This window comes from Paenibacillus flagellatus (assembly GCF_003217775.1).
GTDB classification, from domain to species: domain Bacteria; phylum Bacillota; class Bacilli; order Paenibacillales; family NBRC-103111; genus Paenibacillus_AB; species Paenibacillus_AB flagellatus.
In genome coordinates this window covers 45,958-65,659 of record NZ_QJVJ01000017.1, presented here as the reverse complement: position 1 = coordinate 65,659, position 19,702 = coordinate 45,958, and the positions used below count along the sequence as shown (strand labels likewise).

At 62.8% G+C, this 19,702-nt stretch carries 23 protein-coding genes; 11 read left to right on the top strand and 12 right to left on the bottom strand.

From position 1 onward, the window contains the following. Nucleotides 1–86: 86 nt before the first annotated feature. A complete protein-coding gene (locus tag DLM86_RS28320; protein WP_110843420.1) occupies nt 87–1,070 on the bottom strand; it encodes an alpha/beta hydrolase in 984 nt (327 codons plus the stop codon). A 216-nt stretch (nt 1,071–1,286) separates the two neighbouring features. Here DLM86_RS28320 and DLM86_RS28315 point away from each other — a divergent pair, with 216 nt between their 5' ends. From DLM86_RS28315 to DLM86_RS28300, 4 genes are all read left to right on the top strand, one after another. After that, a complete protein-coding gene (locus tag DLM86_RS28315) occupies nt 1,287–2,030 on the top strand; it encodes an IclR family transcriptional regulator (RefSeq protein WP_110843419.1) in 744 nt (247 codons plus the stop codon). Between the two features lie 209 nt (nt 2,031–2,239). Beyond that, nucleotides 2,240–2,497: a GlsB/YeaQ/YmgE family stress response membrane protein gene (locus tag DLM86_RS28310; protein WP_110843486.1), complete on the top strand. Its 258-nt coding sequence runs from the start codon at nt 2,240–2,242 to the stop codon at nt 2,495–2,497. A 91-nt stretch (nt 2,498–2,588) separates the two neighbouring features. After that, nucleotides 2,589–2,957 carry a YtxH domain-containing protein gene (locus DLM86_RS28305; RefSeq protein WP_110843418.1) on the top strand — a complete coding sequence of 123 codons (369 nt, stop codon included), beginning with the start codon at nt 2,589–2,591 and terminating at the stop codon, nt 2,955–2,957. 54 nt (nt 2,958–3,011) lie between these two features. After that, the gene (locus DLM86_RS28300) at nt 3,012–3,530 is read left to right on the top strand and encodes a hypothetical protein (RefSeq protein WP_110843417.1); all 519 of its coding nucleotides are present in this window, start codon (nt 3,012–3,014) and stop codon (nt 3,528–3,530) included. Nucleotides 3,531–3,756: 226 nt separating this feature from the next. Here DLM86_RS28300 and DLM86_RS28295 read toward each other — a convergent pair whose 3' ends face one another. The 5 genes from DLM86_RS28295 to DLM86_RS28275 all read right to left on the bottom strand — a co-directional run bounded on the left by DLM86_RS28295 (nt 3,757) and on the right by DLM86_RS28275 (nt 6,870). Then, nucleotides 3,757–4,086: a hypothetical protein gene (locus DLM86_RS28295; protein WP_110843416.1), complete on the bottom strand. Its 330-nt coding sequence runs from the start codon at nt 4,084–4,086 to the stop codon at nt 3,757–3,759. 148 nt (nt 4,087–4,234) lie between these two features. Further along, complete coding sequence (locus tag DLM86_RS28290; protein ID WP_158289701.1) at nt 4,235–5,182, bottom strand: magnesium transporter CorA family protein; 948 nt, start codon at nt 5,180–5,182, stop codon at nt 4,235–4,237. Between the two features lie 102 nt (nt 5,183–5,284). Then, nucleotides 5,285–6,052, bottom strand: coding sequence for a sigma-70 family RNA polymerase sigma factor (locus DLM86_RS28285; protein WP_110843414.1), 768 nt, complete (start codon nt 6,050–6,052; stop codon nt 5,285–5,287). Beyond that, nucleotides 6,049–6,498, bottom strand: coding sequence for an anti-sigma B factor RsbW (gene rsbW, locus DLM86_RS28280; protein WP_110843413.1), 450 nt, complete (start codon nt 6,496–6,498; stop codon nt 6,049–6,051). Before rsbW ends, DLM86_RS28285 begins: the two co-directional genes overlap by 4 nt. A gap of 21 nt (nt 6,499–6,519) precedes the next feature. Further along, nucleotides 6,520–6,870, bottom strand: coding sequence for an STAS domain-containing protein (locus tag DLM86_RS28275; protein WP_425454005.1), 351 nt, complete (start codon nt 6,868–6,870; stop codon nt 6,520–6,522). Nucleotides 6,871–7,038: 168 nt separating this feature from the next. On the opposite strand from DLM86_RS28275, the gene DLM86_RS32260 reads away from it, so the two are divergent. Both DLM86_RS32260 and DLM86_RS28270 read left to right on the top strand, forming a co-directional pair. After that, nucleotides 7,039–7,206 (top strand): hypothetical protein, encoded by a 168-nt coding sequence (locus DLM86_RS32260; protein ID WP_158289700.1) that lies wholly within the window; start codon nt 7,039–7,041, stop codon nt 7,204–7,206. Nucleotides 7,207–7,444: 238 nt separating this feature from the next. Then, nucleotides 7,445–8,299: a polysaccharide deacetylase family protein gene (locus DLM86_RS28270; RefSeq protein WP_110843412.1), complete on the top strand. Its 855-nt coding sequence runs from the start codon at nt 7,445–7,447 to the stop codon at nt 8,297–8,299. Between the two features lie 60 nt (nt 8,300–8,359). Here the strand turns inward: DLM86_RS28270 and DLM86_RS28265 are convergent, their stop codons facing one another. The 3 genes from DLM86_RS28265 to DLM86_RS28255 form a co-directional block, all read right to left on the bottom strand. Further along, entirely contained in the window at nt 8,360–11,026 is a 2,667-nt protein-coding gene (locus tag DLM86_RS28265; protein WP_110843411.1) for an ATP-binding protein, read from the bottom strand. Continuing rightward, complete coding sequence (locus DLM86_RS28260) at nt 11,023–12,183, bottom strand: PP2C family protein-serine/threonine phosphatase (protein ID WP_110843410.1); 1,161 nt, start codon at nt 12,181–12,183, stop codon at nt 11,023–11,025. Before DLM86_RS28260 ends, DLM86_RS28265 begins: the two co-directional genes overlap by 4 nt. A gap of 160 nt (nt 12,184–12,343) precedes the next feature. Beyond that, complete coding sequence (locus DLM86_RS28255) at nt 12,344–12,694, bottom strand: YflT domain-containing protein (protein ID WP_110843409.1); 351 nt, start codon at nt 12,692–12,694, stop codon at nt 12,344–12,346. A 252-nt stretch (nt 12,695–12,946) separates the two neighbouring features. Between DLM86_RS28255 and DLM86_RS28250 the strand changes: the two genes are divergently transcribed. From DLM86_RS28250 to DLM86_RS28240, 3 genes are all read left to right on the top strand, one after another. After that, entirely contained in the window at nt 12,947–14,941 is a 1,995-nt protein-coding gene (locus tag DLM86_RS28250) for a methyl-accepting chemotaxis protein (RefSeq protein ID WP_158289699.1), read from the top strand. Nucleotides 14,942–15,027: 86 nt separating this feature from the next. Further along, the gene (locus DLM86_RS28245) at nt 15,028–15,192 is read left to right on the top strand and encodes a DUF1328 domain-containing protein (RefSeq protein ID WP_110843484.1); all 165 of its coding nucleotides are present in this window, start codon (nt 15,028–15,030) and stop codon (nt 15,190–15,192) included. Between the two features lie 179 nt (nt 15,193–15,371). Beyond that, nucleotides 15,372–16,871 carry an IMP dehydrogenase gene (locus DLM86_RS28240; RefSeq protein WP_110843407.1) on the top strand — a complete coding sequence of 500 codons (1,500 nt, stop codon included), beginning with the start codon at nt 15,372–15,374 and terminating at the stop codon, nt 16,869–16,871. A gap of 56 nt (nt 16,872–16,927) precedes the next feature. Here DLM86_RS28240 and DLM86_RS32255 read toward each other — a convergent pair whose 3' ends face one another. The 3 genes from DLM86_RS32255 to DLM86_RS32245 are packed head-to-tail and all read right to left on the bottom strand — an operon-like array spanning nt 16,928 to nt 17,388. Beyond that, nucleotides 16,928–17,086 (bottom strand): hypothetical protein, encoded by a 159-nt coding sequence (locus DLM86_RS32255; protein WP_158289698.1) that lies wholly within the window; start codon nt 17,084–17,086, stop codon nt 16,928–16,930. Between the two features lie 16 nt (nt 17,087–17,102). Continuing rightward, complete coding sequence (locus DLM86_RS32250) at nt 17,103–17,243, bottom strand: hypothetical protein (RefSeq protein WP_158289697.1); 141 nt, start codon at nt 17,241–17,243, stop codon at nt 17,103–17,105. Beyond that, nucleotides 17,236–17,388, bottom strand: coding sequence for a hypothetical protein (locus DLM86_RS32245; protein WP_158289696.1), 153 nt, complete (start codon nt 17,386–17,388; stop codon nt 17,236–17,238). Before DLM86_RS32245 ends, DLM86_RS32250 begins: the two co-directional genes overlap by 8 nt. Before the next feature lie 212 nt (nt 17,389–17,600). On the opposite strand from DLM86_RS32245, the gene DLM86_RS28235 reads away from it, so the two are divergent. After that, the gene (locus tag DLM86_RS28235; protein ID WP_110843406.1) at nt 17,601–19,199 is read left to right on the top strand and encodes an N-acyl-D-amino-acid deacylase family protein; all 1,599 of its coding nucleotides are present in this window, start codon (nt 17,601–17,603) and stop codon (nt 19,197–19,199) included. 34 nt (nt 19,200–19,233) lie between these two features. Further along, nucleotides 19,234–19,701 (top strand): RidA family protein, encoded by a 468-nt coding sequence (locus DLM86_RS28230; RefSeq protein ID WP_158289695.1) that lies wholly within the window; start codon nt 19,234–19,236, stop codon nt 19,699–19,701. The last annotated feature ends 1 nt before the right edge of the window (nt 19,702 follow it).

The window sequence follows — 19,702 nt, the reverse complement described above, 5'->3', positions numbered from 1 at the left end:
GTCGTTCTTCCAAAAGTGTATTCGGAGGGGAAGTTGGCCTATGCGGTTTGAAGCTTCGCGGCTTCTCGTTTCGGTTTTTCGCGGCGTCAGGGCGACCGCGAGGCGACGGCGTTCAGGAACGAGGTCGTCCGTTTCACGTATTCCCGCTTGTTCGCCTTGTAGATCAGCTCGTGCCGGCCTTCCGGCAGCAGCCACAGGCTCGTTTTTTGCGTGGAGGCTTGGTGGTCGTACAGCTGTTGGACGATTTCGAACGGCGCCTTGGCGTCCTTCATGCCGTGGATGAACAGGATCGGCATCGGGTAGGTCGTTTCTTTCACCGTTTGGGACGGAATTTGGTTCATGCTGGTGCCGTTGACGATCGGGAAGAAGAAACGGATGAGCGGCAAGGACGGAAACTTGGGCAGGTCGACGCGCTGCTTGATGTTGTGGTAGAGCGTGTCGGGCTCGAGCAGGAACGTGCTGTCGAGAATCATTCCTTCGATGTCCTTGCTGTGCAGCGCGGTCTGCAGCGCGGTTCCGGCTCCCATCGAGAAGCCCCATACGTACGTATGCTTCATGCCCTTGCGCTTGACGAAATCGATCGCGCCCTGCAGCTCGAGCGATTCCCGGACGCCGCCGGTGACGGACATGTCGGGACGGACGTAGCCGTAATCGAACAGGAGGACGTTGTAGTTTTGCTTGTTCAGTTCTTTGGCCAAGCTGTAAAAGGGAACCCACAGCTCCTCGCGGTTGCCGCCGTAGCCGTGCGAGAAGACGACCGCTTTGTCCGAGCCCGCGGCCGGAATGAACCAGCCGTCGAGGGCGCTTCCGCCGTCGCTGCTCGTGAATCGGACGTCCTCGTAGGGAAGGCCGACCGCTTTGAGCGGATTGGAGCTGAGCGGAGCGATGGCCGGGCGGGCCAGCATCCAGGCGACGTAGCCGTGGAACGCAAGGACGGCGAGGGTGAACAGAACGAGCACGATCGCAACCGGCCAGACGATCCATCGCCAGCGGCGGCGCGATTTTCCAATGTTAGCGTTTCCAACAACGGGTGAGGAGTACGGTACGGATGAAACGGGGGTCGTATCCATGAGGGATCCCTCCTTGAGCAAAGCTGCGAATGTCGTTCCGGCAAAGGGATTATTCTATATTCATAGTATTCGGTTGCACGGGTTCCGGTCAATAGCGGGGGGAAAGGAAATGTGTAGAAAAAGGGAGCGCGGCTTCCCTTTACGGAGGCCGGACCGATAAGGTATACTGGAATTAAAACCGGGTTTCATATAATGAAACACATGGAGCGGATCGAGATGGAAGACCAGAAGCTGACCGTACGCGCCGTGGAACGGGCGCTCGACATTTTATCCGTGTTCACCGACGAGACGGAGCTGAGCTTGACCGAAATCGCCGCCAAGACGAAGCTGCACAAAAGCACCGTCCACCGGCTGCTCGCTTCGCTCGAGGGCAAAGGATTCATGATCCGCAACGCGGAGACGGAGAAATACCGGCTCGGCTTCCGCATTTGGGAGCTGGCCGCCAATTTGTCGCAGAGCGACGATCCGGCGATTTTGCTGCAGCCGGAGATGGAGCGGCTGCGCGACTCGCTGGGCGAGACGATCAGCCTGTACGTGCGCGACGGCGAGGAGCGGATCCGCATCCAGGCGGTGCAGAGCAACCAGGCGATCCGCCGCGTCGCGCCGATCGGCGCACGGCTGCCGCTCAGCGTCGGCGCGTCGAGCAAGGTGCTGATCGCGTTCGCCGAGCCGGAGGTGCAGCGGCACGTGCTGGGCGCCCTCGAATGGGCCGGGACGGCCGACCGCGAGGCGTTCGAGCGCCAGCTGGGCGAGATCGGCCGGCTCGGCTACGCGACCAGCGTCGAGGAGCGCGAGCCGGGGGCGGCCGCCGTGTCCGCGCCGATCTTCAACCGGGCGCACAAGCTGGTGGCGGCGCTCGCCGTGTCGGGGCCGTCCAACCGGCTGACGCTCGAGAAGATGAAGGAGCACGCTCCGCAAATTATCGAAGCGGCCACCCGGATGGGCAAAATGTTGAAATAGCTGGACGCCCTTGGCCGCGGAGCGTGCCGGATCGAATATCGGAAAGACTCGCCGACGGATCGTCGCAGCGGGTCTTTTTTTATGCTTGTGCGCGGCCGCCCGTAGCGGCGAAGCGGGCGCTCGCGCCGGATGGCTTGTTTCACGCCGCTCCGCGACGGGTAATGAACCGTAAGGCGGCCTGGATCGACAATGCGAAAGAGGTGAGGCGCATGTGGGGACTGTTGATCAGCATCCTGATGGCGATTTTAATCGGGACGATCGGAGACGCCTTGGTGCGGAACCGGATGCCCGGAGGGCTGCTCGGCGCCATGATCGCCGGGTTCGCGGGCGGCTGGCTCGGCTCGCTGCTGCTCGGCGATTGGGGGCCGGTCATCGGCGGCTTCGCCGTCATCCCGGCGATCGTCGGCAGCGCGCTGTTCGTATTTCTGCTCGGCTTGCTTTCCCAAATGTTCCGCAGATCGGTGTGACCGGCAATCGATGAGCGGGAGCCGGGGATGTGTTCCGGCACCGTTCGAGTCCGAAAGACCGGACGATACAAACGAGGAGGAGTGATTCGGGATGAAACAGACGGCAGCTTGGAAAGGCGCCTTGGTCGGAGGCGTGGTCGGAGCGGCGGCGGCGCTGCTGCTCGCGCCGAAATCGGGCCGAAAGCTTCGCGGCGATTTGGCGCGCGGCGCGCAGGCGGCCCGCGACAAGACGTCGGAGGCGGCGCAAAGCGTCCGCGACAAAACGGCGGAATTGGCGAAAGAGGTGCAGGAGAAGACGATCGAGCTGACGAAGGCGTTCCGCGACAAGACGTCGGAGCTCGCCCGGGACGCTTCCGCCAAAACGTCGGAGCTGGCACGGGACGCGGCCGCCAAGACGAAGGAGACCGCCGAGGCGATCGGCGACAAGGCGTCCGAGATGGCGGACAAGACGCCGCACTGAGGTGCGGCGTCCCGCGGCGGACGGAGGCGTACAATCCGAGAAGGAGGCGATCCCATGACGTTTCGACATCGGTACGAAGCGACACCGCCGGAACGGTTCCGGCAATCGATCGTTCGGCTCGGCTTCACGCCGGCCGAAGTGGAAGGGCGGAAAGTGGTCCGGCTGACGTTTCTGTCTCCCGATCGGGGCGGCTGCATCGAGTTTCGCATCCCGTTTCGGTCGGACGAGCAGGGGCGGATTACGCTGTTGGAGCACGAGGCCGCGTTTGCAGGCGAGTGGAGAGGGTATGTCGGCATACCGCCGCACATTCGCGAGGAAGCATTCCGGAAGCTGCGCGAGCTGATCGACGGGGAGCGGGAAGACGCACGCGATGCGGGTGCGGAACCGCCGGGGAGCCCGGCGACGGGCGGCGGCGACGGAGGCGCGGGCGACGATCCGGCGCTGTCCGCGGCGCTGAACGGCGTCATGGCGCAGGACGAGGACGACTTGGTCCGTCTGGGCAAGGAGATGAAGGCGATGAAGACGAATACGGAACTGGAGCGGGAAGGGATGATTCCCGACCCGATCCAGTAGTGACGCCGTCGACGTACGGCGTCTTTTTTTGCCGAGGCGAGGCGAGAGCCCGGCCGTCCGAACGAACAGGCTTATACCTCTCCGTGCCGTCCCGCCGTTTTCCGTAGCGGCGGGCGGTTCATCCTTCGACAGCGAGTACCAGTCTGCCGGCGTCCCACGCGCCGGCACACAAAGAAGCGGGCCCGTCGGACCCGCTTCTCTGACGCGCTTTACGCCGTCCGTCCGGTTACCGGACTCCGGCGCCCCGAGTCAGCACTTCGATCCATTCCTCGCCGGACCATCGCCTCTCCATCACCCAGCGGACGGCGATCGGCTCCCGCTCGTGGCGGACCAGCTCGTTATCCTTCAAGTAGTAGCCATGCTCCTTCGCGATCCGGTACGCCAGACAGAAGTGCTCCGCCGCCTCCACGGCGCTTTCCAGCGTCTCGAACGCCGCCAGCGTACGTCCGAAGCCGAGCGGATTGCTCGTCGTCTGGATGTTGACGTTGTATGCGCGGTCGGCAGCGCAAACCAGTACCTCACTGTCGAAACAACGAATTCGGTGTTTGATCGTCATAAACGTTCACCGCCTATCGAAAGTTTGGGTGACAGCTGTCTGTCGCGTATTTATCATTAACCGGTTTGCGCGGGCTTGAAACCGTTTCCGGCTTCCGCCGGATCGTTTTCGGAGAAGGCTTCCGTCGGAATCATGACGGTTCGCCCGGCTATAGGCCCGAGCGCCGTCCGCGCAGCAGCTCGCCGGTCCACCCTTTGCGCCACAGCCAGACGTAGACGACCGCGGTCAGTAGCGCGACCGCCGCGCAGGAAGCCGGAAAGCCGTACGCCCATCCGGCCAAGGGCAGCTTGTCGAAATTCATGCCCCACAGCGCCCCGATGACGGTCGCCGGCGTACAGAGCGCCGTAAAGATCGTCAGCGTCTTCATGATTTCGTTGCCGCGGTACGATGACACCGCATCGTCCATCGCCAGCAGCGTATCGAGCTCGTCCTCGTACCGGCGGAGCAGTCTGCCGATCCGCTCCAGCTTCAGCACGAGCCGGCGATATTCCGGGCGTTCGGCGACGTCGTCGAGAAACGTCTCGTGCAGCGCGTCCGCGAACTCCCGCAGCGGGGCGAGCTTCAAGCTCCACTCGATCAGCTCGTGCCGCCGCTCGAGCACCCGGTTCATGAGCACCTTCCGGTTGCGTCCGCGCATCGCCTGCTCCAGCTCGCCGAGACGGGACTCGTACCCGTCCAGCCCGGCATGGAGCGGCTCCGCCGCAAAAGCGAGCAGCACGGCGAACGCCTCGTGGCCGCCGGCGCACCGGTCGAGCCTGCGCTTCCAAGGCGCCTGCTCCAGCCGGTACGCGGGGAAGCCGTCCGAATACCGGGTGACGAGCCGCCGTTCCGTCACGCGGAAATGAACGGCCCAGCCTTCGCCGCCGCCGGGCGAACGTCCGCAGACGAGCGTGCCGTGCAGAAGCGGCTCGCCGTCCGGCGTTTCCGTGACGACGGCCGCATTGACGTCCGGCTCCCGGCCCTCGCGCGGCCCGCCGTCATCGGGGTTCGCCGCCGCCGCGGGCTCGATCCCGTCCATACGGCCGACAACCTGCCGGATCCATTGCCAGCTGCGGTTAGCCCCGGCTTCCGCTCCTTTGTTCGGAGTCGCATTCATCGCCATCACTCCTATTCCAGCTTCGAACAGCCTTGCACACGAAAGGCGCGTCCGCCTCCGGACGTAGCCGGGAGGCGTCACGCGCCCGTTCGGTTCGCCGCTCTACGGGTCTTCCCCGACGAGCAGCGCTTTCAATCGATCCGTCGCCCGCTTCAGGATGCGGGAGACGCTCATTTGCGAGACGTGGAGCTTGTCCGCGATCGCCCGCTGCGACAGCCCCGCCTCGTAGACGAGCTGTACCACCTTGCGCTCCTCCGGCTTCAGCTTCTCCAAGGCCGCCGTTATATCCATCCGGTTCTCGACGGCGTCGTACTCGTCCGCGGGAGAGCCGATCAAGTCGCCTAGCGTGGATGCCGAATCGTCCTCCGAGACGGGCGTATCGAGCGAGACGTAATGGTACAGCTCCCGTCCGGCGAACACCTCCATCGTCTCCTCGTACGACAAGCCGAGATGGCCGGCGATTTCCTCGACATTGGGGGAGCGCTCCAGCCGGACGGTCAGCTCGTCCACGGCTTGCTGCAGCAGCGCTCCCTTTTCTTTGATCCGTCGGGGGACCTGGACGTACCAGGACTTGTCCCGCAAATAATTTTTCATATGCCCGATTATGCTCTTCATGGCGTAAGGTTCGAAAGGGCTGCCCATGCCGGCATCGAACTGGTCGAACAGGCGCAGCAGCGCCATTCGACCGACCTGGCTCAAGTCCTCGAACAAATCCGGACGGTTCCGGGACATTTTCCCCGCCGCCATCTTGACCATCGGTTCGTAGTGCCGGATGAGCGCTGTCGCCAAATCCTCCGTCGGGTTCCGCTGGTAATCGAGCAGCATCGCCGCCGGAGCATTCGGGGAAGGCCATGCCGGGTTCGCGCTCATGCCATCTCCTCACTCCTCGCGAGACGTTTCGTCAATATGACCTCGGTGCCGCCGCCGTCGCCGCCGTGTACCTCCACGTCGTCCATAAGCGCCTGCATGAGAAATAAGCCGAGCCCGCCGGCTTGAAGGTCGTCGATCGATTTGCCGAGAAGGGCGGGGGCGTCCGCGCTCGGCACGCGGGGCTCGAAGCTGCGGCCTTCGTCCTTCACCGAGATGGAGAGGGCCCCTTCCCGAACGGTAAAGCGGATCTCCATGAAGCCGGCCTCCTCGTAGGCGTGAAGCACCGCGTTGTTGCAAGCTTCGGAGACGGCGACTTTCATATCCTCGATATCCTCGTACGAAAATCCGATTTTCGAGGCGACGCCGTACAGCGTCAGCCGGACCAGATCGACATATTCGGCCGCGGCCGGAACGCGAAGGGTGACAGTCGGTTCAACGGATTTCATCGTTCACGTATCGTTCCTTTCTCAGTGGGCTTGGGCGGCCGAAGGGCCGGTTTCGTTCAAAAAGGGAGTTATGCCCGTCATATCGAACAGCTTGCGGATATGCGAAGGCACCGCCTCCACCGTAAACGCTCCGCTGCGGGCGTGCCGCGCCTTCAGCACCGAGATGAGAATGCCGATCCCCGTACTGTCGATGTAGCGGAGCTCCTTCAGGTTCAGCGTCAAAATCCGGTCGCACAGCTCGACGAGCGGCTCCATGGCGGCCCGCATTTGGGAAGCGACCTCGAGATCGAGCTCGCCGCTTATGTATACGGTGCACCGGCCTTCCTTCGTCTCGGTACGCAGGCGCAATTTGTCGGATGGATTCATCGTCACGTTCGATCATCTCCTTGTCCGTACTCTACTTTCTCTATTTAACCACAGCGCAGAGCTTTGAAACAGGCGATCGCTTGTACGCGCGAAAACGTTTGAAGCTCCGCCGTTCGGGGTAACGAAAAGCAAGCCGGTAATCAAACCAAACCACACGGAAAGGAAGCGATTATTATGGCGATCCAACAAAACCGCAACGTCGAAATCGAGAAAACGAACGTGGAGAAACGGTCGGAGCCGAGCCTCGTCGCGGCCACCTTCATCCGTTACGCGGCTTACATCGTCATCTTCTTCGGAGCGTTATACTTCCTCGTTCGCTACGTCTTCCCGCTGTTCCGGTAATACGGCGGGGCATTTGACGTATTTTGGCGGGCCGCGCGCCCGCTTTTGTTTTGCGCTTTTTTCGAACGAAGGCGGCTTGATCGGCCGACGCGGGACGCGGCAAACGATCGATTGAGCCTATCGTTTCGATATCGGATTCGCCATTGATCGGAATCGGGCCAGCGACTACACTCGGCATATAGCCATGCTGCATATATAGCGAAAGGAGCGAGTCCCCTGTCCGCAGAAGGTAAACACGATGGTAAAGCTTAGTTTGGAGAAAAAAAGAAAGATCGCGCTCTTGCTCCTGATCCCGCTCCTAGTCGGAACGGTTGTCGTCAGCTTCGAGCCGGACGGGAGAACGAAGAGCCCGCTGTACATTCCTATCCTAATGTATCACGAGATCCGTCCGGAACCGGAACAATGGGGGCACGACACCGTCTCGCCGGACAAATTCCGCAGCGATCTGAGCGTGCTTCGCCAGTACGGGTATTCCCCCATCTTCTTCAAAGACATCGACCGGGCGCGGCGAGGCGGCGCCCGATTGCCGGACAAACCGGTATTGATTACGATAGACGACGGATATTACAGCACTTATGAATGGGCATATCCGATCTTGAAGGAAATGAACGCAAAGGCGACGGTCTCGATCATCGGGTGGTCGGTGGGCAGGGAGTACCATAAGGACGGCGTCACTCCGATCACCCGCCATTTTACATGGGAGCAGGGCAAGGAGATGTACGACTCCGGGGTGGTGGACATTCAATGCCACTCCTTCGACCTGCACAATCAATCGGATTCGGAACACGGCGCGGCTCCTTACGCGAAGGAAAGCGAGACCGACTATGCCGGACGGTTTACGGCCGACACGCTCCGGATCAAAGGCTTGATCGAGGAACGCATCGGCAATGAAGCGATCGTCTATACGTATCCCTACGGGATTTACAATTCGACGGCGGAGAGCGTGATCCGGCATTTGGGCTTCAAGTTCAGCCTTACCGTAGACAGCGGCGTTTCCGATTTGAGCGACAGTCCGTTCTTGCTCAAACGGATGAACGTTCCTTATTATCTGAGCAGTCTCGACTTGATCCGGGCGATGGAGCGGGCGATGTAGCCATTCGTAAATCTTTTCAGGAAGTTAAAAAATGGAGCCGATGCGCGGCTCCATTTTTTGCTATGGGGCGTCTTCGCCGTCGAGCGCGCGTATCCGGCGCACGGCCGTCTCGTCCGCCCGCGGCGGCTCCGGCGCGAGCGCCTCCCGCCAGGCCGCGACCGTCAGCGGCCCGCGCAGCAGCCGCACCGCGCCGCCGTCTTCCGCCGCCGGCGGCGACTCGCCGTGCGGCTCGGCGTCGCCGTCCGCGACGAGCACGGCCGCGCGCCCTTCGGCGGCGGCGGCGCGGGCCAGCTCCGCCGCGTCCGGCACGCCGGCGCCGACGGCGACGACGGCCGCGCCGGCGTGCCGCGCCGCATCGGCGAGCGCGCCGGCCCCGCCGCCCGCGTCGGCGACGGTGGCGGCGGCGTAGCCGAGCTGGCGCAGCTGCGCGGCGGCGAGCCGGGCGCGGTACGGCCGGACGTCGGCGACGAGCGCCGCCGGCCGGGCCGCCTGGGCCGCAGCCGCGGCCGCCTCGCGGCGCGCGAGCAGGGCGTCGTCGGCGTCGTCGTACGTCTTCACGCGGATCGTGAAGACGAACAGTGCGCCGTCCGGCTCGCCCGGCTCGATCCGGATTTGGCCGCCCATCAGCTGGACGAGCGATTTGCAGATGGCGAGCCCGAGGCCGGTTCCCCCGTACCGCCGCGACATGGACGCGTCCAGCTGCGAGAACGGGCGGAACAGCTTGCCTTCCTTGCCTTCGGGTATGCCGATGCCGGTATCCTTGACGGCGAATTCGAGTATTCGCTCGTCGGGTGCGTCCGGCCCGATCGAACCGCCCCGGTCGAGGAGGCTGACGAGCACGTAGACGCCGCCCCGCTCCGTAAACTTCACCGCGTTGCCGATCAAGTTGGCGAGCACCTGACGAAGCCGGGCGGGATCGCCGACGATGAACGGCGGCACGTCCGGCGCGAGATCGGCGACCAGCTCCAGCTCGCGCTTCGCCGCCTCCGCGCGGAACAGGTCCGCCGCGTCGGCGATGCACGCTTCCAGCTGGAACGGCTGCTCCTCCAGCTCCATCCGGCCCGACTCCATCTTCGTAAAGTCGAGAATGTCGTTCATGACGGTGAGCAGGGCGTCCATGCTTTTGCGGATCATGCGGGCGTATTCCCGCTGCTCGTCCGTCAGGTCGGATTCGAGCAGCAAATCGGTCATGCCGGTGACGCCGTTCATCGGGGTGCGGATTTCGTGGCTCATGACCGCAAGAAATTCGCTCTTCGCCCGCGAAGCGAGCTCGGCCGCCTCCTTCGCCTCGAGCAGCTGCAAGCTTTGCTTCTGCAGCAGCTCCTCGGAGCGCTTCAGCTGCCGCGTCTGCTCCTCGAGCTTCTCATTGGAGGCCAGCAGCTCCTCGGCGAGCGCCTGCGACTGCCGGAGCAGCTCCTCGACGCGCAGCCGGTCGTGGATCGTGCTCAAGATCGTCCCGAGCTTCTCCGCCAGCTGCTTCAGCAGCTCGCGCTGGATGAACGTGAACGGCTGGAGCGAGGCGAGCTCGATTACCCCGATCACCTCCCCGCGGAAGCGGATCGGCTTGAGCAGCAGCTGCGACGGCACCGTCTCGCCCAAGCCCGAACGGATGCGCACGTAGTGGTCGGGCACGCCGTCGACGACCATCGGCTTGCCGTCCTTGGCGCATTGGCCGACGAGTCCTTGTCCGGTGCGGAACGAGCGGACGATATCGATCTCCTCGCCGCCGGCGGCGTAAACGCCTCTCAGCTCGAGAGCGTCCGAGCGGCGCAGCGCGTCGTACAGATAGATGGCGCCGTACTGGGCGCCGAGCACGGGGGCGAATTCGCTGATGAACGTCTGCGCCACCTGCTCCACGGCGGTAACGTCCTCGAGCAGCTCCGTAATGCGGGCCATGTGCGTATTCATCCACGCCTGCTCTTCCTTGGCCATATGGTATTTCGCCTCGACCTCGTTTTTGGCGTGCAGGTCCATCGCGATCCGCTGAAAGACGCGGGCGAGCTGGCCGAGCTCGTCCTTCGCCTGCACATCGAGGCGCATGAGGGAGCGGAGCCGATTTTGGCCGAATTTCTTGGCCATGCCGGTCAGCAGGTTCAGCCCGCGCGTAATGCTCGGAATGACCCACAGCATGATGCACAGCCCGAGAATGATGCCGGCGACGGTCAGGACGGCGGTGGCGCTGACGGATTGGCGGTACATCGCCTGCGAGTCGGCGATTTCGGCATCGAGCGCGCGCTGGTGGTAGCCGGACAAGCTTTCGAGGCTGCCGAGAAACGCCTTTTGCGTGTCGTTGCCGACCGTCTCGCGATACTCGAGCGCAGCATCCATCCGTCCCTCCAGCAGCATCGAGAGCACGTTGTCCTTGAAGACGCGAAACTTCTCGGCGTCGCGGACGGCGGCGTCGACCAACTGCTGCTCCGCCGGCTCCTGCACCCGGCCCTGCAGCTCGGCCAATTGCCTGATGACGGATTCGATCGACTCGTGAATCATATCGAACCGGCTCCGGGGGCCGTCGGGATCGAGCAGGACGTTGTTGATTTCGCGGGCGGCCGTGTTGACGTCGCCATGAATGCTGGACGTCGTTTTCACTTTGGCGTAGCGCATTTCGTAGAACCGCTCCATCGTGTCGTTCATCTTGGCCATCCGCTCGTAGCCGATCGTCGTAATGACGATCAGAAGCGCGACCATCAGACCGTAGCCCATGACCAGCTTCGTTTTGATTTTCACGATTCGCCCGCTCCTTTTCTCACTTCGACGACGACCAGACAGCGATCATCCTCGCGCTTGTCCGGGACGCGTTCGCCGAAAAACCGGCTTTCCAGCTCCTGCAGATCGGAGCCGAACCGGCGCAGAACGTCGAACAGCGCATCCGTCCGTTCCCCGTCTTCCGCGTCGATCGTCTCCGGCACGCCGTCCGTATAAAGGAACAGCCGGTCTCCCGCCCGAATGTCGAGCGTCCTCTTGACGATCTCGATCCGCTCGAACAGGCCGACGGCCTGGCAGCTTCGCTCGAGCGTCTCCGGCGGCGATCCGTCGGCCCGGACGAGCAGTCCCGGGGGATGGCCGGCATTGACGTACTCGACCGTGCCGCGCGCCGTATCGACGACCGCGTACAGGCAGGTGAAATAATAGTGGATGAGCGGATTGGAAAATTGCAGCGCCGTCGTGCGGCGGTTCAGCTCGCGCACGACCGGCTCCGGATCGACGCGCGTCAGGATCGTGTCGCGCAGCGCCGACGCGACGAACATGCAGACGAGCGACGACGAGATGCCGTGGCCCATCGCGTCGACGATCGCGATGCCGTACCGGTTCCGGTCGATCGCGTACCAGGCGTACAGATCGCCGGCCAAATCGTCCGCGGGGCGATACAGTCCCCGAATCGTCAGCCGATCGCCGTCGACCGGAGAGGGGAGCACCGACGCCTGCACTTGGCGGGCCAGCTCGAGCTCCTCGCGCAGCCGGCGGTCCCGTTCCTTGTGCCAATCCTTCTCCGCCTTCAGGCGCAGCGCCGCCCGGATGCGCGCCAGCAGCTCGATCCGGTTGATCGGCTTCGTGACGAAGTCGCTGGCGCCGGCGTCGAGCGCCTCGGCCAGCTTGTTCGAATCGCCCACGGCGGTCACCATGATGACCGGCACGTCGCGCATCGCTTCGGACTGCTGCAGCCTCCGGCACGCTTCGATGCCGTCGATGCCGGGCATCATCATGTCGAGCAGGATCAGATCGTAGGACGTCGCCGCGGGCGTCGCCGAGTCCTCGATCCGGAGCAGCCTGAACATATCGCCGGCCGACGCGGCCGTTTCGATTTGGGCGTACCCCGCTTTCTTGAGCATTTCCCGGACGACCATCAAGTTCGTCGGATTGTCGTCCACTACGAGTATCCGCATTGGCTTGCTATCTCCTTTTTCATTCTGCTTTCATACTAGCCCATCCGGCGAAAAGCTGTCCATATCGCAAAAAACGACAGCAAGGAACGGGAGCGCGAGGCTCCCGTTCCTTGCCGTCCTGCGGCCCGGAGAGCGGGCTTGTCCCTTATGGGGCAAGCGGCTACAGCATGCGGTCGGCCGTCCGGCTTCTCGCCATGACGAGGACTTTGCCGCGGTCGAGCTCGGCCTCGTATTCCTCGGCCTCGCGGCGGGACAGGCCCATCGCCTCGAGCTTGGCGCGGAGCTCGTCGCCCCGCGAGCGGAACCAATTGGCCACGCTGCGGATAAGCCCTTCCTCTTCGACGCTGATCGTATTCACATCGGCCGCTCCGGCCAAATACTCGGTGCGGTCCCGATCGTGAGCGAGTACGTAAATGTCTTCCGGCAAATACCCTTGGCGGTGCAGCTGATGGATTTCCTCCATCGCCTTCGAGCCGCTGTCGACCACTCTTACGAAAGCTTTCCCGTTCATGCGAAACGCCTCCTTGTCGTGTCCCCTTGTGGGGGAGAATTGCCGTTCTACGAATCCTTTACCCGCATTTACTACGGATGAAACACGGAGGAGCCGAAACGGAACGGGGGCGCGGAAGGCATCGGAATGCGGTATTGACGAAATTTTTTTTCATTTGGACAGAAAGGGAGAGGAAATCTACGGAAATTGTCGAAATATGTAAGTTGTTAAACGACTAACGACTATATGACTAGAACAGGAGACGAATTGAAGTTGAACCCAGATTCCGCCAACCCTACCCGCAAGAAACGGACGGTCCTGCTGACCGTAAAAAACCGCTTGATCGCCTCGTTTCTCCTCTTGCTGCTCGTTCCCGGCACGCTGATCGGCACGATTTCGTACCGGACCGCCGCCGGCAGCATCGCCGACCGGTTGATCGGCTCCGCCGCCGAAAACGTTGAGCTCGTCGACCAGACGATCCGGCAATATATCCAGCTGGAAATGCAGGACGTGGATATGCTGGCCGGCCAGCTTTCCTCGGCGATGATCGACCGGAAGGACCACCAAGCCCGGCAGCTCGTCGACGGCTTTACGTCGAAGCATCCGGAGCTGGAGCTGCTGACGCTCGGCAACGAGAACGGGGCCTGGATGAAATCGCCGGACCCGGGGGCCCAGGAGTACGATCCCCGTACCCGGGATTGGTACAAGCAGACGATGCAGTCGCCCGGCCAAGTCGTCGTTACCGACCCGTACGTGTCCGTTACGTCGGGCAACGTCGTCGTGACGGTAGCCAAAACGCTGCAGGACGGGAAGGGCGTCGTCGGCGTGAACTTGAGCTTGCAGAAGCTGGCCGAAATCGTCAAGAACGTGAAGATCGGCACCGAAGGCTACGTTTATGTGCTGGACCGCACCGGCAAGTTTCTCGTCCATCCGACGAACGAGGCCGGCAAGGCGGCCGAAGGGGCGCATTATGAGGAAATATTGAAGGGGGACGCCGGCGTCGTCGAATATGTACTGAACGGCAATGCGAAGCGGGCGGCTTACGCGACGAACCCGACGACCGGCTGGAAAATCGTCGGTACGATGGAGGTGCGCGAGGTCGGCATCGCGACCGCGCCGATTTTGCACAATACGGTCATCGTCATCGTCTCGGCCTTGTCGGTCGGCGCCGTCCTGATCTTTTTCATCATCCGCTCGATCACGAGCCCGCTCCGGCAATTGACGGAGGCGTCCGCCCGCGTCAGCGGCGGCGACTTGACGGAGACGATTCCGATTCGCTCCGGCGACGAGTTCGGCCGTCTGGCCGAAAGCTTCAACCGGATGACCGAATCGCTCCGGCACGTCCTGCTGGAGCTGAGCGAGACGTCGAGCCAGCTGGCCGCTTCGTCGGAGGAAATGACGGCCGGCACCGGGCAGACGTCGCAAGCCGCGGAGCGCATCGCCGGATCGATACAGAACGCCGCCAGAAGCATGGACACGCAGACGCAGCGCGCCCAGGAGACGGCCCGCGTGATGGAGGAGATGTCCATCGGCGTGCAGCGGATCGCGGAATCGGCCCATGTCATCGTCGAGACGTCGTCGAAAACGGAGGAGGACGTCCATAACGGCGGCGAAACGGTGCAGCAGGTCAAGCGGCAAATGACCGCGCTCCGCGATTCGATCGACGGGCTGGCGGGGACGATCCGCGAGCTGACGAATTTGTCCGCCAGCATCCGGGAGATGAACGAGGCGATCGCCGACATCGCCGGGCAGACGAACCTGCTGTCCTTGAACGCCGCGATCGAGGCCGCGCGGGCGGGCGAGCAGGGCAAAGGCTTCGCCGTCGTGGCGCACGAAGTGCGGAAGCTCGCCGACCGGTCCAGCCGGACGGCCGACGATATCCATACGGTCATCGCCGAAATGAACGCGTTGATGGAACGGGCGTCGGCGGAGATGGACAAGCGGGTGCGGGAGGCCGCCGACGGCATCGCCGTCGTGCTTCAGGCGGAGAGCGCCTTCCGGCAAATCGAGAAATCGACGCTGGACGTCGTGGGCCAAATCCAGGACATCTCGTCGATTACGGAGCAAATGTCGGCGAGCTCGGAGCAGGTCGCGGCGTCGGCGCAGGAGATGGCCGACAGCTTCCGGGAAGCGAGCGGCAGCTATGTGCAGGTGGCGGCTTCCTCGCAGGAGCAGCTGGCCTCGATGGAGGAGATCAACGGCGCGGCCGAGGCGCTGGCCCGGATGGCGGAGCAGCTGCAGCGCGTCGTCGAGCGGTTCAAGCTGTAGCGTTTGTTTCATCTCGGACGGGCGGGGGTAATAGGACGTACCGGCGGTGCCGGACACCCTAACCCCGCAAAGGACAGGTGATGCATATGTTAAGCTGGGCAGCGTTTTTCCTTATCGTCGCCATCGTGGCCGCGATTTTCGGCTTCGGCGGCATCGTCGCGGCGGCGGCGTCGATCGCGAAGGTGTTGTTCTTCGTCTTTCTCGTGCTGTTCCTCATCTCGCTCATTACCGGCCGGCGAGGATCGGCCTAAGCGCGACTTTCATACGGGATACGGGAACGGCCCGCTCCGGCGCAACGAATGCGCCCTGCGGGCCGTTCCCGTTCCTTTGTCCGCAACCGGCCCGAACGCTCAAACACCCGTTGATTCTTTCCGAATCGTGTGGTATGATTGCAAAAATTTATTCCAAAACACGACTAGGGGGTAGACCAGTGGCTTACTATTACAAGGAACCGTCGCGGACGTTCAGCGAATTTTTGCTGGTGCCGAATTTGACGACGAAGGACTGTCATCCGGGGAACGTCAGCTTGAAAACGCCGATCGTCAAGTTCAAACGGGGCGAGCAGCCGTCCGTTTCCTTGAACATTCCGTTCTCATCCGCGGTCATGCAGGCGGTATCCGACCATAATATGGCGGTCGCCTTGGCGCGGTGCGGCGGAATTTCTTTTATTTTCGGCTCGCAGCCGGTCGAGGAGCAGGCCGCCATGGTGCGCAAGGTGAAGGGGCACAAGGCGGGCTTCGTCGTCAGCCGCTCGAACCTGACGCCCGACCATACGCTTCGGGACGTGCTCGACTTGAAGCAGCGAACCGGGCATTCGACGGCGGCCGTTACGGACGACGGTACGCCGACCGGCAAGCTGCTCGGCATCGTGACGAGCCGCGACTACCGGACGAGCCGGGATCCGCTCGACAAGCCGGTACGGGACTTCATGACGCCGTTCTCCTCGCTCATTTACGGCAAATCGGGGATCACGCTTTCCGAGGCGAACGATCTCATCTGGGAGCATAAGCTGAACTGCCTGCCGATCGTCAACGAGCGGCAGCATCTGGACTATCTCGTCTTCCGCAAAGACTACGACGCGCACAAGGAAAATCCGTACGAACTGCTCGACGCCAACAAAAGCTACATCGTCGGCGCGGGCATCAATACGAAGGATTACGAGGAGCGGGTGCCGGCGCTCGTCGCCGCCGGGGTGGACGTGCTCGTCATCGACTCGTCGGACGGCTATACCGAATACCAGCGGGAGACGCTGCAGTACGTCAAGTCGAACTTCGGCGTTCCGATCGGCGCGGGCAACGTCGTCGACCGCGAAGGATTTCTGTACTTGGTGGAGTCGGGTGCGGACTTCGTGAAGGTCGGCATCGGCGGGGGCTCCATCTGCATTACGCGCGAGCAAAAAGGGATCGGGCGCGGCCAAGCGTCGGCGCTCATCGAGGTCGTGGAGGCGCGGGACGAATATTATGCCGAGACGGGCATTTACATTCCGATCTGCTCGGACGGCGGCATCGTGCACGACTACCATATTACGCTCGCTTTGGCGATGGGCGCCGATTTCGTCATGATGGGGAGGTATTTCGCCCGCTTCGACGAAAGCCCGACGCGGAAGCTCAAGGTCGGCAACAATTTCGTCAAGGAGTTTTGGGGCGAAGGCTCGAACCGGGCGCGCAACTGGCAGCGGTACGACACGGGCGGCAAGCAGACGCTGCTGTTCGAGGAGGGCGTCGATTCGTACGTGCCGTACGCCGGGGGACTTCAGGAAAACTTGGACAAGACGATCGGCAAAATCAAGTCGACGATGTGCAACTGCGGCGCCTTGACGATCGAGGAGCTGCAGCGCAAGGCGCGCATCACGCTCGTCTCCGCCACGAGCATCGTCGAAGGCGGCGCGCACGACGTCATTTTGAAGGAAAGCAGCTTGTCCGGGGAATAAGGCGGACAACGGGAAAAGAGTCGGAGAACAGCTCCGGCTCTTTTTGTCGTCCCCGATTACGGCTCGTCGATATAGGTATCCTTGTCGGCCAGCTCGACGATGCCGTCCTCCAAGTCGGACGGCGCGGCAACTTGGGCTACTTCGGGCGTTTCGCAAGCGGAGGCGCGTTCCTCTTCGCGATTGTCGCCCGGACGATCGTTACGGTTGTCGGACATCGGGTTCGGCTCCTTCCTAATTATTGTTCATCTCGCGGGACTTGTCTTTCGGAATTTGATTGGTGAGCAAGTGCTCGACGATGGACGCATTCGACTGAACGTGCTGGTCGCGGTCCTCGGCTTCCTTCTTCGGCGTCCGATCGGCTCCGTTATTCATCCGGGGTTCGATCGAGATACAATCGGGTTACCTCCGTCGAATTGCCGCGCCGGACGTCCTCCTCGGAAGCCCGTTCCTCCAGCGGGTCGCTCGTGTTCATGCCGGGAGCCAGCGTAGGCTCGCGTTCGCGGGCGTTATCTTCCACGATTTCCACCCCCTTCGAACGTTACTATTCCGTAATATGGAACGAAATATGCGCGAATGCCGAACGGGCTGTACGACCCGGGGATACGGTTTGTCGTGGAGGCGCAAACCGCGCATTGACTTCGTTCGGCCTCCCGGTTAAGGTGGAGATGACAGCACATGCGAAACAAGACGAAACGATCGGCAAATCCGTAAGGGGAGGCATGTTTCCGCATGGTATTCGATCGGATCATCCGCGGCGGCTGGATCGTCGACGGCACCGGGGCGGGGCGAAGGAAGGGCGACGTCGGCATCGTCGGGGACGAGATCGTCGCGATCGGCGATTTGAGCGGGGCGGAGGCGGAGGACATCGTCGACGCCGCGGGCAAGGCGGTATGCCCGGGGTTCATCGACGTTCACGTCCATTCGGAGCTGGCGCTGCTCGGCGGCCCCGATCGGTACGCTCCGCTGCGCATGGGTGTGACGACCCAACTGGCTTCGCCGGACGGCTTCTCTTGGGCGCCGCTCGACCGGACCCGGTTGGGGGAGATGAAGCAGTATCTTCGGCCGTTTTATGAAGACGGTTTCATCGAAGAGGGACGGGACCTGTCACTGGACGATTTCTTGGCGTTGTTCCGGGGAAACCTGCCTTCGAATCTCGTGCTGCAGGCGCCACACGGCTCGGTCCGGCAGGCGGTGCTGGGATGGGAGACGCGGGCGGCGACCGACGAGGAGATCGGCCGGATGGACCGGCTCGTCCGCGAATGGATGGAGCGCGGCGCCAAAGCGCTGGCGACGGGGCTCGAATACGAGCCGATGCGCCGCGCCGATCTGCGCGAGCTCGTCGCCTTGTCCCGGGCGGCTGCCGCCTACGGCGGCATCTATGTCGCGCACCAGCGCGGCTATGCGGACAAGGTGACGATCGGCTGCGAAGAGACGTTCGCCATCGGGCTGCAGGCCGACATCCCCGTCCATATTTCGCATTTGACGGTCGATCCGGCCGCGGCCTCGGAGCTGGATCGGGGCGGCAAGCTTGGCGCCGACATCAGCTTCGACATGTACCCGTACCCCGCCGGCAGCACGCATCTGCTGCTGAATTTGCCGGAAGCCGCGCAAGCCGGCACGCCGAAGCAGGTGCGGGAGCGGCTCGCGGATCCGGCGTTCCGCAAACGGATCGAAGCCGAGGTGGAACGGGCTTTTCCCGAGGAGCGGATCCGTTTCGCTTCCGTGGGAAGGGTTCGTTCGGACTGGGAGCAGGGTCAGATCGTTATCGGCTCCTCGCCGCCCGATTGGCTGACCGATGCGACAACGTGGGAAGGAAAGCTGCTGGGCGAGGTGCGCCGGGAGCTCGGTATCGGCTTGACGGATTTCATTTGCGACCTGATCGTCCATACCGAATATCCGTCGCTCATGATTTTCCATTGGCCGGAGGAACGGTACCCCTATTTGGAGCCGACGTTCAAGCATCCGCTCCATATGGTCGGCACCGACGGCATTTATGCCGGAGCGAAGCCTCACCCGCGCGGCTTCGGCTCGTATCCGAACATCTTCCGGCGGATCGTGCGGGAAAACGGATGGCTGACGCTCGAGCAAGCCGTCCGCAAAATGACCGCGTACCCCGCCGAGCGGTTCGGCATCAAACGGCGCGGGAAGCTCGCTCCGGGCCTGTACGCCGACATCGTCGTCTTCGACGAGACCGAAATCCGGGACCGGGCGACGTTCGCCGAACCGCGACTGGCTCCCGAAGGCGTGGAGCACGTGTTGGTCAACGGGCGTTTCGCGATCCGGGATGGGGTTATCCAGCAGGGGCTTCATGGAAGGATTGTCGAATAAGTGTGTTTACTTTACTGATGGAGGAGAAGGAGATATGGATCGTCAACAATACGAAGCTGTGAAAACGAAGCTGGGGTGGAAGCCGGATCCGACCGTCAAGCCGCCGGGTCTGATTATGTCGGTACGGGTTGATGGGAACGTCGCTTACGTGTCCGGGCATGTCGCATTTTCCGGAGGGGAGCTGGCGTACAAAGGACGGATCGGCGCCGACGTCACGATCGAGGAAGGCAAGCTTTCGGCCGCGCTGTCGACCGTCAACTGCCTCGAATCGCTCGACAAAGAAGTCGGCCTGGAGCGGGTGGACAAGATCTTGAAAGTGACCGGCTATTTGAGCTGTGCCGAGCACGTAACCGAGCACCCCGCGATCATGAACGCGGCCAGCGAGCTGCTGATCGGCGTATTCGGGGAGGCGGGCAAGCATGCGCGGGCCGCGCTCGGCATACATACGCTGCCCCTCGGCGCTTCGACCGAGGTCGACATGGTCGTTTCGCTGAAGGGGTAAG

Coding starts and splice junctions, on each gene's coding strand:
- DLM86_RS28320 (WP_110843420.1), bottom strand. CDS start 1,070: ATGGATACGACCCCCGTTTCATCCGTACCGTACTCCTCACCCGTTGTT.
- DLM86_RS28315 (WP_110843419.1), top strand. CDS start 1,287: ATGGAAGACCAGAAGCTGACCGTACGCGCCGTGGAACGGGCGCTCGAC.
- DLM86_RS28310 (WP_110843486.1), top strand. CDS start 2,240: ATGTGGGGACTGTTGATCAGCATCCTGATGGCGATTTTAATCGGGACG.
- DLM86_RS28305 (WP_110843418.1), top strand. CDS start 2,589: ATGAAACAGACGGCAGCTTGGAAAGGCGCCTTGGTCGGAGGCGTGGTC.
- DLM86_RS28300 (WP_110843417.1), top strand. CDS start 3,012: ATGACGTTTCGACATCGGTACGAAGCGACACCGCCGGAACGGTTCCGG.
- DLM86_RS28295 (WP_110843416.1), bottom strand. CDS start 4,086: ATGACGATCAAACACCGAATTCGTTGTTTCGACAGTGAGGTACTGGTT.
- DLM86_RS28290 (WP_158289701.1), bottom strand. CDS start 5,182: ATGAATGCGACTCCGAACAAAGGAGCGGAAGCCGGGGCTAACCGCAGC.
- DLM86_RS28285 (WP_110843414.1), bottom strand. CDS start 6,052: ATGAGCGCGAACCCGGCATGGCCTTCCCCGAATGCTCCGGCGGCGATG.
- rsbW (WP_110843413.1), bottom strand. CDS start 6,498: ATGAAATCCGTTGAACCGACTGTCACCCTTCGCGTTCCGGCCGCGGCC.
- DLM86_RS32260 (WP_158289700.1), top strand. CDS start 7,039: ATGGCGATCCAACAAAACCGCAACGTCGAAATCGAGAAAACGAACGTG.
- DLM86_RS28270 (WP_110843412.1), top strand. CDS start 7,445: ATGGTAAAGCTTAGTTTGGAGAAAAAAAGAAAGATCGCGCTCTTGCTC.
- DLM86_RS28260 (WP_110843410.1), bottom strand. CDS start 12,183: ATGCGGATACTCGTAGTGGACGACAATCCGACGAACTTGATGGTCGTC.
- DLM86_RS28255 (WP_110843409.1), bottom strand. CDS start 12,694: ATGAACGGGAAAGCTTTCGTAAGAGTGGTCGACAGCGGCTCGAAGGCG.
- DLM86_RS28245 (WP_110843484.1), top strand. CDS start 15,028: ATGTTAAGCTGGGCAGCGTTTTTCCTTATCGTCGCCATCGTGGCCGCG.
- DLM86_RS32255 (WP_158289698.1), bottom strand. CDS start 17,086: ATGTCCGACAACCGTAACGATCGTCCGGGCGACAATCGCGAAGAGGAA.
- DLM86_RS32250 (WP_158289697.1), bottom strand. CDS start 17,243: ATGAATAACGGAGCCGATCGGACGCCGAAGAAGGAAGCCGAGGACCGC.
- DLM86_RS28235 (WP_110843406.1), top strand. CDS start 17,601: ATGGTATTCGATCGGATCATCCGCGGCGGCTGGATCGTCGACGGCACC.
- DLM86_RS28230 (WP_158289695.1), top strand. CDS start 19,234: ATGGATCGTCAACAATACGAAGCTGTGAAAACGAAGCTGGGGTGGAAG.